Source organism: Streptomyces sp. BK208 (assembly GCF_004364245.1).
Lineage (GTDB): Bacteria > Actinomycetota > Actinomycetes > Streptomycetales > Streptomycetaceae > Streptomyces.
The window spans coordinates 1-13,167 of sequence record NZ_SOAV01000013.1 but is presented as its reverse complement, the minus strand read 5'-3'; the positions used below and the strand labels follow the sequence as shown (position 1 = coordinate 13,167).

Here is a 13,167-nt window from a genome sequence, read left to right as displayed (position 1 = left end):
CGCACGCCCCGTTCTCCGTCACTTCTTCGGCGCTGGTGATTCTGCCGATGGCTCCGGAGCCCCGCCCCAGGACTCTGATCGGGTCAGCTACCCGATTCCCTCCTGGAGGGCTCCATGCGTCGTCGTTCCCCGCGCCGGCTTCTCGGCGTGCTCGCGGCCGCCGCGGTCGTGTTCGGCCTCTTCTCCTCCGCACCGGCGGCCGGTGCGCTCACCCCCACGGGCACCGCGGCGGCCTCCTCGGCCGGCACCGCGGCCCAGCCCCTGTCCACCAGCACGCCGGTGGTCTTCGTCCACGGCTACACCGGCAGCGCGGCCAACTGGGTCACCGCCATGAGCGTCTTCCGGCTCAACGGCTGGTCGAGCTCCGACCTCTTCGCCTACGAGTACGACTCCTACGGCGACAACGTCACCAACGCCCGCGGCCTCGCCACGTTCGTCGACAACGTCAAGGCGCGGACCGGCGCGAGCAAGGTGGCGATCGTCAACCACTCGATGGGCGGTCTCGTCAGCCAGTACTACCTGAAGGTGCTGGGCGGGAACTCCAGTGTCAGCCACCTCGCGTCGATAGCCGGAGCGAACCACGGGACGACGTACGCCGGCGCGTGCCTGATCTACACGACCTGCCGGCAGATGTATCCGGGCTCGTCGTTCATCGCCCAGATCACCTCGGGCGACGAGACGCCGGGGAGCACCGAGTACGCCACCTGGTACTCGGCGTGCGACGGCATCATCCTCCCCTACACCAGCACCCGGCTGAGCGGGGCGACCAACAACAACGTGCTCTGCCAGACCCACATCGGCTACCTGGCGGACACCGTGGTCCTGGGGCAGATCGCCCGCTTCGTGGCGTCCTGACCCGCGCCACCGCCACCGCCCCCTCCCGGCGCGGAACCCACCGGGAGGGACGCGGCCGCAGTCGACGGTGAACGGACGCCTCCGCGCCTTCCCCGGGCGGCCTTCCCTCCCGCCCGCCCGCAGACCTCTCGCGATGACAGTGACTGACATAGCGTGTTACCTTCGATGACAGCGGCTGTCATCGGGGCTCGCGGGGTCCTGCGCTCGCCGCTCGTGGCCCCCGCCGGCGTCGTCGGCGGTCGCCCCGTACGGGCACATCTGGAGGGAATCTCATGCGTGTCTTCGTCACCGGCGCCTCAGGCTGGATCGGCTCGGCCGTCGTTCCCGAGCTGATCGGCGCGGGTCATCAGGTCGTCGGCCTCGCCCGTTCGGACACCTCGGCCGCGGCGCTCACCGCGGCGGGGGCCGACGTGGTCCGGGGCACCCTGGACGACCTCGACGTGCTGCGGAGCGCCGCCGCGGACGCGGACGGAGTCGTACACCTGGCCTTCAAGCACGACATCGCGTTCTCGGGGGACTTCAAGGGTGCCGGGGAGGCCGACCGGCGGGCCGTCGAGGTGATGGGCGAGGCGCTCGTGGGGTCCGGACGGCCCCTGACGATCGCGTCCGGGACCCCTGCCATCGCCGGCCGGGTGGCGACCGAACGTGACGGCCACGACCCGGACCCGGCAGCGGCCGCCCGGGGCGACGCCCAGCACGTGCGGGCCGTGACCGCCGAACTCACCCTGGCCCTCGCGTCCCGCGGTGTCCGGTCCTCGGTGGTCCGGCTGGCCCCGACCAATCACGGCGAGGGGGACAACGGGTTCGTCCCGGCGCTCATCGCCATCGCCCGCGAGAAGGGCGTGTCCGGTTACCTCGGGGACGGCGTCAACCGCTGGTCGGCCGCGCACCGGCTGGACTCCGCCCGCCTGTTCCGACTGGCGCTGGAAGAGGCCCCCGCGGGCTCGACACTGCACGCCGTCGCGGAGGAGGGGCTGCCCGCGCGGGACCTCGCCGAGGTGATCGGCCGGCAGCTCGGCCTGCCGGCGGTGTCGGTCCCGGTCTCGGAGGCGGACGCCCACTTCGGCTGGATGGCAGGCCCCTTCGCGGCCAACCGTGCGGCGTCCAGCGTCCTGACCCGCGAGCTGCTGGCGTGGGAGCCCGTCCAGCCGGGGCTCGTCGAGGACCTGGAGCAGGGCCACTACTTCAAGTAGCCCGGGGCCGGCCTCGCAGCGGGGCCCCGGCCCGGGCGTCAGACCAGCTCGGGCTGCGGCTCCGCGGGGCGCGGCGGTTCCGGCTGCCGCACCGGCACGGTCTTCGGCTCCCACCGCCGCGTGGTCCGCAGGTAGGCGGCGATCACGGAGGCCATCGCCAGGACGAGCAGCGGTCCGGCGGCCCATCGGTGCCCGGCCATCTCGGCCGGCAGGTACCGGTAGGCCACCAGCAGCGCGGCGAAGACCGCCGTGCCGTGGGCGACCAGCCGGACGGCCGCGCGGTCCCAGCCCCGCGCGAACGCGCGCATCGCGGCCTCCACGGTGAGCGCGAAGACGACTCCGGCGACGAGGTCGGCGCCGTAGTGGTAGCCGAAGCCGAGTGTCGCGGTGAGGGTGGCGACCAGCCAGAACGCGCCCGCGACCCGCACGGCCCGCGATCCCCTGCGGGAGTGGACGAACAGCGTCGTCGCCCATGCCGTGTGCAGGCTGGGCATGCAGTTGCGCGGCGTGATGTCGTCGAAGGGGACGGCGTGCGGTGCGCCCACCGGTGGTGGTGTGCCCGGCCACAGGTTGGCCACCGCCCACTGGCCGCCTTCGGCGCCGTAGGCGAAGACCGGTCCGACCACCGGGAAGATCATGTAGACGGCCGGCCCGAGCAGGCCGATGACGAGGAAGGTGCGCACGAGGTGGTGGCTCGGGAAGCGGCGCTCGACGGCCACGTGACGCAGCTGGTACAGCCCGACGAGGGCGGCCGCCAAGGGCAGCTGGCCGTAGACGAGATGGAGCACGTGACCGCCGACCGGTGCGGTGGCCTCGACGAACCGGCCGGCCAGCCACGAGGGGTTGCCCAGGGCCTGGTCGGCGGTGGCCACGTACGGGTCGAGCACCGTCTTGCGGGTCTCCGAGGTGATCAGCAGCCAGGTGTCGCCGGTCTTGTGGCCGGCCACCAGCAGCAGCCCCAGTCCGACACCCTTCAGCAGCAGGGTGCGCTCGCCGCCTCTGCGGCGGGTCACGGCGACCACCGCACAGCCCAGGACCACCCACAGCGCGCCGTTGCCGAAGTTCAGCTCGGCGCCGACCGCCCAGCGCACCAGCAGGAAGACGACGTCGATGCCGATCGCGGCACCGGCCGCGATCAGGCGCTGCCGCCAGGTCAGCACCACCATCGTCAGGGCGAGACCGGCGTACAGCAGCGGTCCCGAGCGGGGTGAGAAGACCACTTCCCGCGCCTGCTCGGTGATCGGGCCCCGTACGCCGTAGTGACGTGCGGCGTATTCCAACGCGACGAGGAAACCGGCGGTCACCACACCGGCCGCGGTCCACAGCAGGGTCCGTGGCCGAGGCCGGGCGGCGAGCAGGGGGCCGCGGTCTCTGCCCGGGGGTATTCGTGCGGGGAGGGTCTTCAACTGTTTGGCCCGTTTGCTAGGGGTCGGACGTACAAGGGTGCTCGTACGGTTCGTCGCGAGTTCGAACATGCTAACGGCAGCGCTGCGCCGCCCCGCCGGGAGCGATGCGGGCCGGCCGTCACCGGTCCGGCTCCTCCACGGCTTGCCTAAGGGGGTTAGGCACGCTCATAATCTTCCACGGCTGCCAGGTGAGCGGATGTGGAGGACGGTGTGGCTCGGGTAGGGCTGACGACCGAGGGCCTGATCAGGGCCGGGGCCGAGACGGCCGACGAGATCGGTTTCGAGCGCACCACTCCGACGGAGCTGGCCCGGCGCTTCGGCGTCAGGACGGCGAGCCTCTACTCGCACGTCAGGAACGCCCACGACCTCAAGACCGGGATCGCGCTGCTCGCCCTGGAGGAGCTGGCCGACCGGGCGTCCGAGGCGGTGGCCGGCCGGGCCGGCAAGGACGCGCTGACCGCGTTCGCGAACGTCTACCGCGACTACGCGCGCGAACACCCCGGCCGCTTCGCCGCCACCCAGTTCCCCCTGGATCCCCAGGCGGCCGCCTCCAGCGCCGGAGTCCGGCACGCCCGGATGTCGCGGGCCATCCTGCGCGGGTACCACCTGGCGGAACCGCACCAGACCCATGCGGTACGGCTGCTGGGCAGTGTCTTCAGCGGTTACGTCAATCTGGAGGCCGCCGGGGGGTTCAGCCACAGCGCCCCCGATTCCCAGGAGAGCTGGACGGAGATCCTCGACGCGCTGGACGTGCTGCTCCGGACCTGGCCGACCACGTCCTGACCCGCCACGGGGCCCGACCCGCGGCCCGGCCTCCGCGGCAACCCGCCCTTCGCGTCAGGGCCGCCCGACGGTGAGGGAGAGCGCGTACAGGGCCGTCGAGGTGAAGTCGTCGGCCGGCTCCACCGTCTGCCAGGCCCGGACGTCGTCGACGTACCCGGCGCCGTGGCCGTCGAACTCCGCCCACGCCGTGCCGTCCGGAGCGTGGGAGCAGGCGCGGGCCCCGTCGAAGGTGTCCCGTTCCTTCAGCAGCGCCGCGTCGTTGGGACCGTTGACGACGGCGCCGCGCAGGATGTCGCCGCGGCCGGTGCGGCTCATGGCCAGATTGGCGACCTGGTGCTGGAGGCAGTGCGGGTAGAGGTCGCCCGCGCCCACGACGAAGCTGGTCCCCCAGGCGTTGGCCCCGAAGACCCAGGCCCGTTGCCGCGCGGCGAAGTCGTCGTACCGGTGGTCCCCGGTGACGCGGGCGTACAGCTCGGCGGTCGCGAGCAGGCCGAAGGTGTTCGGCACCGCGTCGAAGTCACCGGGTATGACGCCCGACCGGAACGGGTCCGCGGCCGCGCGCTTCCTCCCCGTCTCCACCTGCCGCCTCAGTTCCGCCCGGAGGTCGGCGGCGAGGCCCGCGTCGGGGTCCGCCGCGGTGAGCACGTCGGCGTGTGCGAGGGCGCTGACGTCGGCGGGGCCCAGGGTGCCGCCGTCTTCCTCCCGCAGGGCCGCGCGGGCCCAGTTGGCCGCCTCGCCGCTCCACCGTGCCGAGCGTGCGTCGCCCAGGGCGTCCGCGCCGCGGGCGAGTTCGACGGCCGCCCACTCCAGGTCGTCGCGCCAGGTGTGCTCCTGGTAGTAGTCCGGGGGCGTGGTGGTGACCAGGTCTCCCCCGTCCGGCTCGGTGTCCGCCCGGGCGTAGACCGCGGCCGCCTTGTCCAGCCACGCGCGGGCCTGCGCCGGGTCGTCCGCCGCCTCGGTCTGCGCGGCGAGAGCGAAGGCCGCGCTCACCCGGCCCGCGAGGTTGGGGCTGATGGGCTCGCCGGGCTCGTTGGCGCGGAAGACGGGCCGGTACTTGAGCAGGTAGTCCGGGTCCCCCGGCCGCACGGTGAGCCGGTCGTCCTCCTCCGGCAGCCGCCACACGTCGTGGTCGCCGCGGGCCTCCTTGCCGCCGGAGCCGAGCCCCACCTGGGCGTGGAGCGTGCCCGTCTTCCCGTCCCACATCCTGTCCAGCCAGCTCAGCCCGTGCCGTGCCTCCTCCCGCAGCCCGGGCACCGACGGCGTGTCGCGCACGGCGCTCAGCATCTGCGCGACCACGTAGGACGCCGTGTGCGTGAACTTCAGGAAGTCGCCCGCGTCGAACCAGCCGCCCGAGACGTCCACGGGCCCGCCGACCTCGTTCAGCCCGGGTCCGGCCGTCGCCGGATCGGCCGACGCACCGGCCGGCGGCGGCTCGTAGACGCGGGCCCGCCGGTCGGTCAGGTGCGAGGGCTCCCGCCCGGTCTCGGCGGTCAGGACGTCCTCGCCGTCCCGCTGGGTGCCGAAGAAGCGGACGGTGTCCGCGCGCAGCGGATCCAGCAACCGCCGGGCCGGCGCCACCCGGAAGCGGACCTCGGGGCCGCCGTCCGCACCGGTCAGGCGCAGCCGGTAGGTGCCGGTGCGGTGCAGCGAGGAGAGGTCGACGCCGCGCACGGCGGTGTACCTGCCGTTCCAGCCGCCGAGGGAGGGGCCGAGGCTGCCGTGCCCTGCCGTGTCGCCGTGCTCGTCCAGGACCTCGAACCCGGCGTCGGCCAAGGCGTCCCGGTCCCCCATGACGTAGGCGTACTTCTGCTCGTCGGCCGCGTATCCGACCTGGTTGACGCGGATGACCGCCGGCACCTCCTCCCGGTCCCCGGAGCACGCGGTGAGGCAACAGGCCGCCAGGACGGAAGCGGTCACGGCCGATGCGGTGCGGGCCGGGGGCGAGAGGAAGCGGTTCATGGCGGACAGTCTGGTCGACGGCACCACCTCGGCGCGGGCCGAGGTGCCGACCGGGGGCACCCCTGCGACGTGGACGTTTGTGCGGTACCGGCCCGGGCCCTTCGGCTCCCCGGCGTCGCCGCCGGCACGGTCCTACTCGAAGTACTTCAGGCTCCAGCCGGTGTCGCTGGCGGGACCGGGGACGCCGGCACGGCTGTAGGTGGTCCCGCCCCACCAGCAGAAGGTGCCGGTGTACCAGTACCGGTTCTCCCACGCGTACGGCGTCCCCTTGGCGACGGCGTGGAACATCAGCGGGAACCTCGGGCCGGCGGGCGGACTCGTGGCGATGTCTCCGTCGAGCAGGACGAAGCTGTGGTGGCCGGGACCCTCGACGTGCAGGGTGACGTCCCAGCCGGACATCATCGTCTCGCGGTGGGACCCGAACAGGCAGCCGTTGGACTTGTACCAGTCCCACACGTACGTCGGGTCGCCGCCGGCCCGCAGCCTCAGGTCGGCCAGGCAGTACTGGTCGCTCCAACTGCCGTTGGCCGAGTAGGCGATGTGCAGCCGGCCGTCCGGGTCCTCGACCGGCTCGGGGCCCTCGTTGACGAACGGGTCGCCGACCACCCGCTCCCAGCTCTCGCGCGGCTGCGAGATGACGTACCGCGCGCCGGTCGGCGCCGTCGGGCTGTTCATCCGCGCGACGTAGAGGTTCTGTTCGACGTTGGTGTCGCCGGCCCAGCCCGACCAGACGAACCACCGCTGCCCCTCGAAGGTGAACAGGGTGCCGTCGATGGCCCACTTGTCGTCCGGCAGCGCCAGTTTCGTCTCGGCCGTGTATCCGCTGTCCGCGGCGGCGGAGCTGATCACGTACATCCGGTGGGCGGCTCCGCGGCCGGCCGAGAAGTAGATGTAGTAGCGGCCGCCGTCCCGCACGATCTCGGGGGCCCACACCTCGCCGTGGCCACGGGTGTCCGACCAGACCTGCCGGGCGGGCGCCGCCGCCAGGGCGGCCGTGGACGCGGCCCGGCGCACGGCGATGCCGCCCCCGGTGGACTGCACCGAGACGTAGGTGGAACCGACCCGGATCACGCTCGGGTCGGCGGCCCGCAGGCCGGTCCGGTCCGCCTGCGCGGGCCCGGCCGAGGACACCACGAGCAGAAGGGCGACGAGAACGCCGGACAGCAGGGCGGCGACGGCACCGCGCAGGCGCTTCCCGGTCCCGGTCGGTGGGCTTGCAGACAGGCGCGGCATGTCCCTCCGCTTCCACGGGCCGTGGTGTACATCGATGGAAGTAGGCAACGGATCCAGGGTCGTCACTAGTGGCGGACATGTCAATGAACCCACCGCAACGCTCCCCGCACGCACGGCAATCGGCAGGCGCCGTCTTCCCCCTGCTTCACCTTCCGAACCTGGAGGGGCTTCTTCCGATTGATCTCGTTCAACTAGTTGACATGCACAGGGAAGGACTACAACGCTGCAAGTCCCCCACACCAAGGAGGACCGTGTGCTTTCCCCACGCAAGCTGACGGCGTCCCTGGCCGTCGCGGCGTCGATCGGCGCCGTCGCCGTCGTCGTCGGGCCGGCCGAACCGGCTTCGGCGGTACCGGACACCATCCCGCTCACCCTGAAGAACGACTCGGGCAGCGGCGAACAGGTCTACGTGTACGTGATCGGCACCGAACTCGCCTCGGGCCGGCAGGGTTACGCCGACGAGAGCGGCGCCTTCCACGCCTGGCCCGCCGGGGGCGCCCCGCCGGTCCCGGCACCCGACGCCTCGTTCACCGGCCCCGCAAACGGCGGGTCAAAGACCGTTCAGCTTCCGAAGTTCTCGGGACGGGTCTACTTCTCGTACGGCGAGAAGCTCGACTTCCGGCTCGCCGAGGGCGGCCTCGTCCAGCCCGCGGTGCAGAACGCCGCCGACCCCAACCACGACACGCTGTTCAACTGGACCGAGTACACGCTGAACGACTCCGGCCTGTGGATCAACTCCACGCAGGTGGACATGTTCTCGGCGCCCTACTCCGTCGGCCTGACCGCGGGCGACGGCTCGGCGAAGCAGACGGGATCGCTCAAGCCCGGCGGGTACAAGGCGGTCGCCGACGGTCTCGTGCAGCAGGGCGGCGGCTGGGAAGGCCTGGTGCAGACCCGCGCCGACGGCTCGCCCCTGCGCGTCCTGGCACCCGGGCACGGCGTCGGCTCCGGCGACCTGCCCACCGGCGTGATGGACGACTACATCGACCGGGTCTGGTCCAAGTACGCCGGCGAGACGCTCACGGTGACGCCGTTCAAGGAGCAGCCGGACACGAAGTTCTTCGGCCGGGTCAACGGCGACAGGATGGACTTCACCGACGGCAGCGGCGCGGTGGTGACCTCGTTCGAGAAACCCGACTCCGACTCGGTCTTCGGCTGCTACAACAAGCTCGACGCCCCCAACGACCAGGTGCGCGGCCCCATTTCGCGTACCCTGTGCGCCGCGTACAACCGCTCCACGCTGCTCGTCAACCCCGAGCAGCCGGACGCCGACGCCTCCGGCTTCTACCAGGACGACGTCACCAACCACTACGCCCGTCTGATCCACGCGCAGATGCGGGACGGTCAGGCGTACGCCTTCGCCTTCGACGACGTCGGCAACCACGAGTCGCTGGTGCACGACGGCGACCCCCGGGACGCGGCGATCACGCTCGAGTCCTTCGAATGACCCCGGCCGGCCCCACCCGCGCCGTACCCCCCTTCCCCCCACCTCGGCGCCCGCTCCCCCACCGTGGGAGCGGGCCCACGAAAGGGAGAGACATGACCTCCCCAGGACTGCTTCGCGGTTGTCTGCTCGCCACCCTGTCCGCCACCCTCGTCGCGGCCGCCGCGGTGACCCCCGCCCAGGCGGAACACCGGCCGGCGTCCGCCGCGGCGGTGACGTTCTCCGACACCTTCGACGGACCCGCCGGATCCGGCGTCGACTCCGCCAAGTGGCAGCTCGAAACCGGTGACAACGTCAACAACCACGAGCGGCAGTACTACACCCCGGGCACCGACAACGCGAAGCTCGACGGCCAGGGCCACCTGGTGATCGAGGCCCGCCGCGAGAACCCGGGCAACTACCGGTGCTGGTACGGCACGTGCGAGTACACCTCGGCGCGGCTCAACACCTCCGGCAAGTTCACCGCGACCTACGGGCACGTCGAGGCCCGCATGAAGATCCCGCGCGGACAGGGCATCTGGCCCGCGTTCTGGATGCTGGGCCAGGACATCGGCGAGGTCGGCTGGCCGAACTCGGGCGAGATAGACGTCATGGAGAACGTCGGATTCGAGCCGTCGACGGTCCATGGCACCCTCCACGGCCCCGGTTACTCCGGCTCGGGCGGCATCGGCGCGGGCTACACGCTGCCGAACGGTGAGGCGTTCGCCGACGCGTTCCACACCTTCGCGGTGGACTGGGCGCCGGACAAGATCACTTGGTCGGTGGACGGCACGGCGTACCAGACCCGTACGCCGGCCGACCTCAACGGCAACGAGTGGGTCTTCGACAAGCCGTTCTTCCTCATCCTCAACCTCGCGGTCGGCGGTTACTGGCCGGGCGACCCCGACGGTTCGACCACCTTCCCGCAGCAGCTGGTGGTCGACGAGGTGAAGGTGAGCACGAGCGGCGGCTGACGAGCGACGGCGGCGCCACTCCCCGGCGGCGCCTCCCGCGCGCGTCGCCCGCTCCGCGCGCGTCGCCCGGTCCACGGCCTCACGGGCTTTGTGACCGGGCGACGCGTGCCGGCGCTCCTCCCGGCATGCCCGGTCGTCTCAGGGCGTGGTCGTCCGAGCGACGTCGGTACCGGGAGCCTCTTCGTCCGGGGCCGCCGGGGGCGGGAAGATCAGGTCCTCGAGCGCGTCCGCGGCGAAGAGGAAGGCCATCATCACGACCGGTATGAGCAGCGCGAGCAGGATCACAGGACCTCCCGGCGGCTCGGTCTGTGGGCTTCGTGGCCGGCTTCCAGCATGGACCCGAATGGCCGAACCCGCACGGCGGAGCCGTCCGAGCCGGTGCGCAGGAGGCGTCCTCGGCACACACCGGCGGGTCCCTTGTCCGGTCGCCCGACCTGCCGGTTCCCCTCTCGGTCGATCGTCCGTTCGCCCCCTTGTCACGCAGCGCAGGGATCTCCGGCGCGGTCGCCGTGACAGCGGGAGAACCCCATGACGCCCGGCCTGAGACACCGGCACTACCTTCCGTGACGGCTTGGCCAGTCCTTCACGCACGGTACGGACGCGTCGGCGTCGGCCCCGTCAGCCGGCGGGGGGCGGTGGCCGAAGACCCACCCGCGCACGGCGGGGCTCCCTTGACTGGTTGCTCGCCCGCCCCCATATTCACCAACACCCCCTCGACAACTCCCCAGAGGTGACCGTGAGAAGCCTCAGACCCTGGGCTGCCGTCTGCGCAGCCATCGCCCTCGCCCTTCTCACCACCACACTCACCCCCGCGGCGGCGGCTCCGCCCGACAGGCCGGCGTTCTCCACGCACTCCGCCCGGGCGGCGCTCGCCCGGCTGCTGCCGCGGCACGCCTCGCAGTTCACGCTGGTCCCGGTCGGCCGCCCCGCCTCCGGCGACTGGTTCGGCGTCTCCGGCCGGGCCGGCCGTGTCCAGGTCACCGGGACCAGCCCCGCCGTGCTCCTCAGCGGAGTCAACTGGTACCTCAAGTACTCGGCAGAGGTGGACGTCGGGTGGCCCGGCCGCAGCACGGCGAAGCTGCCGCGCACCCTGCCCGCGCCCGACGGCCCGGTGCGCCGGCAGGCCTCGGTGCCGCACCGGTTCGCCCTCAACGACACCGACGACGGCTACTCCGGCGCCTACCGCGACTGGGCCTCCTACGAGAAGCAGATCGATCTCCTCGCCCTGCACGGCGTGAACGAGGTCTTCGTCCAGATGGGCGCCGACGCCGTCTACTACGCGACGCTCCGGGAGTTCGGCTACTCGGCCGGGGAACTCAGGGCCTGGATTCCCGGTCCGGCGCACCAGCCCTGGTGGCTGATGCAGAACATGTCCGGCTTCGCCGGCCCCGTGTCCCAGCGGCTGATCGAGGACCGGGCGGCACTCGGCCGCAGGATCGCGAACCGCCTGCGTCAGCTCGGCATGACGCCCGTGCTGCCCGGCTACTACGGCACCGTCCCCCCGGGCTTCACGGAGCGCAACCCGGGCGGCACGGTCGTCCCGCAGGGAACCTGGGTCGGCTTCGAGCGGCCCGACTGGCTGGACCCCCGCACGACGGTGTTCTCCAGGGTCGCCGCCTCCTTCTACCGCCACCAGCGTGAGCTGTTCGGCGACTCCGCGATGTACAAGATGGACCTCCTGCACGAGGGCGGCCGGCCGGGGAACGTGCCCGTCGGGGACGCCGCCCGGGCCGTGATGAACGCGCTCCAGAGCGCGCGTCCCGGCGCCGTGTGGACCCTCATCGGCTGGCAGAACAACCCGTCGGCGCAGATCATCGACGCCGTCGACAAGCGCAGGCTGCTCATCGTCGACGGCCTGTCCGACCGCTACGACGGCCTCGACCGCGAGACCACCTGGCACGGCGCGCCGTACGCGTTCGGCACCATCCCCAACTTCGGCGGTCACACCACCGTCGGCGCCAACACCGCCGTGTGGGCCGAGCGTTTCGAGCAGTGGCGCACCAAGCCCGGCAGCGCCCTGTCGGGCATCGCCTACCTGCCGGAGGGCACCGGCGGCAATCCCGTCGCCTACGAGCTGTTCACCGAACTGGCCTGGCGTACGGGCCCCGTGGACCATGCGGCGTGGTTCACCGCGTACGCGCGACGCCGCTACGGCGGGCCCGACCCGCACGCGGCGCGGGCCTGGGAGCTGCTGCGCACGGGTCCGTACAGCACGCCGTCCGGCACCTGGAGCGAGCCGCAGGACAGCCTCTTCACCGCCCGCCCCCGGCTGACGGCCACCTCGGCGGCCAGCTGGAGTCCCGGCGCGATGCGGTACGACCCGGCCGCGGTGCGCGAGGCACTGGCCGAGCTGCTTCAGGTGGCGCCGGAGCCGCGTACGACGGACGCCTACCGCTTCGACCTGGTCGACCTGGCCCGCCAGGCGCTGGCCAACCGCAGCCGCTCCCTGCTGCCGGAGATCAAGGCCGCCTACGACACCGGTGACCTGCCGCGCTTCCGCGCGGGGGCCGCAGAATGGAAGAGTGACATGACTCTGCTGGACCGGCTGCTGGCCACCGACACCCGTTTCCTCCTCGGCCCCTGGCTCGAGGACGCCAGGTCCTGGGGACGCACCGCGGCGGAGAAGGCCGCCGCCGAGTTCGACGCCCGGTCCATCCTCACCACCTGGGGCCACCGTTCCGGCAGTGACGCGGGCGGTTTGCGGGACTACGCCAACCGGGAGTGGTCCGGGCTGGTCTCCGGCTTCTACGCGGTGCGCTGGACGAAGTTCCTGAACTCCCTCGACACCGCGCTGGTCACCGGCCGGCCACCGGCCGCCATCGACTGGTTCGGGCTGGAGAACGCCTGGAACGAGCGGCACGATCCCTGTCCGGTCGCGCCTTCGGGGGACCCGGTGACCATGGCGGCGGCGGTGCTCGACGCCCTGCCCGCTGCGGCGCCCTCGGGGCCGGCCGCGTCGGGGACGGCGCGGTGAGGCGCGCGAGCGGCAGGGCGGCCGGGCTGGCCGTGGCGGTGCTGAGCGGTGTGGTGCTGGCGTTGTCGTCGACCGGTGCGCACGCCGCGACCGGCCCCGACGTCATCGCCCACCGCGGCTCCTCCGGCATGGCACCCGAGAACACCGCCGCCGCCATCGACCTCGCCGTCCGCCAACGCGCCGACCACGTCGAGATCGACGTCCAACGCACCAAGGACGGCAAACTCGTCAACTTCCACGACTGCACCATGGAACGCACCACCGACATCGAGGACCTCTACCCCGACCGCCCCCGCTACCGCGTCTCCGACTTCACCTGGAACGAACTACGCCGCCTCGACGCCGGAACCTGGTTCCACCCCCGCTA

At 72.4% G+C, this 13,167-nt stretch carries 11 protein-coding genes; 7 read left to right on the top strand and 4 right to left on the bottom strand.

The features are described from left to right. Positions 1–114: 114 nt before the first annotated feature. A complete protein-coding gene (locus EV562_RS27845; RefSeq protein WP_133889620.1) occupies positions 115–855 on the top strand; it encodes an alpha/beta fold hydrolase in 741 nt (246 codons plus the stop codon). A 272-nt stretch (positions 856–1,127) separates the two neighbouring features. Beyond that, positions 1,128–2,048 (top strand): SDR family oxidoreductase, encoded by a 921-nt coding sequence (locus tag EV562_RS27840; RefSeq protein WP_133889619.1) that lies wholly within the window; start codon positions 1,128–1,130, stop codon positions 2,046–2,048. A 38-nt stretch (positions 2,049–2,086) separates the two neighbouring features. Here EV562_RS27840 and EV562_RS27835 read toward each other — a convergent pair whose 3' ends face one another. After that, the gene (locus EV562_RS27835; protein ID WP_243860235.1) at positions 2,087–3,376 is read right to left on the bottom strand and encodes a phosphatase PAP2 family protein; all 1,290 of its coding nucleotides are present in this window, start codon (positions 3,374–3,376) and stop codon (positions 2,087–2,089) included. 288 nt (positions 3,377–3,664) lie between these two features. Between EV562_RS27835 and EV562_RS27830 the strand changes: the two genes are divergently transcribed. Beyond that, positions 3,665–4,237 (top strand): TetR/AcrR family transcriptional regulator, encoded by a 573-nt coding sequence (locus tag EV562_RS27830; protein ID WP_133889617.1) that lies wholly within the window; start codon positions 3,665–3,667, stop codon positions 4,235–4,237. Between the two features lie 54 nt (positions 4,238–4,291). Here the strand turns inward: EV562_RS27830 and EV562_RS27825 are convergent, their stop codons facing one another. Together EV562_RS27825 and EV562_RS27820 are read right to left on the bottom strand one after the other, a co-directional pair. Further along, positions 4,292–6,196, bottom strand: a complete 1,905-nt coding sequence (locus EV562_RS27825) for a glycoside hydrolase family 9 protein (protein WP_166662029.1) — start codon at positions 6,194–6,196, stop codon at positions 4,292–4,294. 132 nt (positions 6,197–6,328) lie between these two features. Further along, entirely contained in the window at positions 6,329–7,429 is a 1,101-nt protein-coding gene (locus EV562_RS27820; RefSeq protein ID WP_133889616.1) for a glycoside hydrolase family 43 protein, read from the bottom strand. A 253-nt stretch (positions 7,430–7,682) separates the two neighbouring features. Here EV562_RS27820 and EV562_RS27815 point away from each other — a divergent pair, with 253 nt between their 5' ends. Together EV562_RS27815 and EV562_RS27810 are read left to right on the top strand one after the other, a co-directional pair. Then, positions 7,683–8,876: a glycoside hydrolase family 64 protein gene (locus EV562_RS27815; RefSeq protein ID WP_133889615.1), complete on the top strand. Its 1,194-nt coding sequence runs from the start codon at positions 7,683–7,685 to the stop codon at positions 8,874–8,876. 92 nt (positions 8,877–8,968) lie between these two features. After that, complete coding sequence (locus EV562_RS27810) at positions 8,969–9,826, top strand: glycoside hydrolase family 16 protein (protein ID WP_133889614.1); 858 nt, start codon at positions 8,969–8,971, stop codon at positions 9,824–9,826. 138 nt (positions 9,827–9,964) lie between these two features. Here the strand turns inward: EV562_RS27810 and EV562_RS27805 are convergent, their stop codons facing one another. Next, positions 9,965–10,111, bottom strand: coding sequence for a hypothetical protein (locus tag EV562_RS27805; protein WP_133889613.1), 147 nt, complete (start codon positions 10,109–10,111; stop codon positions 9,965–9,967). A gap of 451 nt (positions 10,112–10,562) precedes the next feature. Here EV562_RS27805 and EV562_RS27800 point away from each other — a divergent pair, with 451 nt between their 5' ends. Beyond that, the gene (locus tag EV562_RS27800) at positions 10,563–12,800 is read left to right on the top strand and encodes an alpha-N-acetylglucosaminidase (protein ID WP_243860199.1); all 2,238 of its coding nucleotides are present in this window, start codon (positions 10,563–10,565) and stop codon (positions 12,798–12,800) included. Further along, positions 12,797–13,167: glycerophosphodiester phosphodiesterase family protein (locus EV562_RS27795; RefSeq protein WP_279588516.1), on the top strand; the 371-nt coding region annotated here is incomplete at its 3' end. The genes EV562_RS27800 and EV562_RS27795, both read left to right, overlap by 4 nt.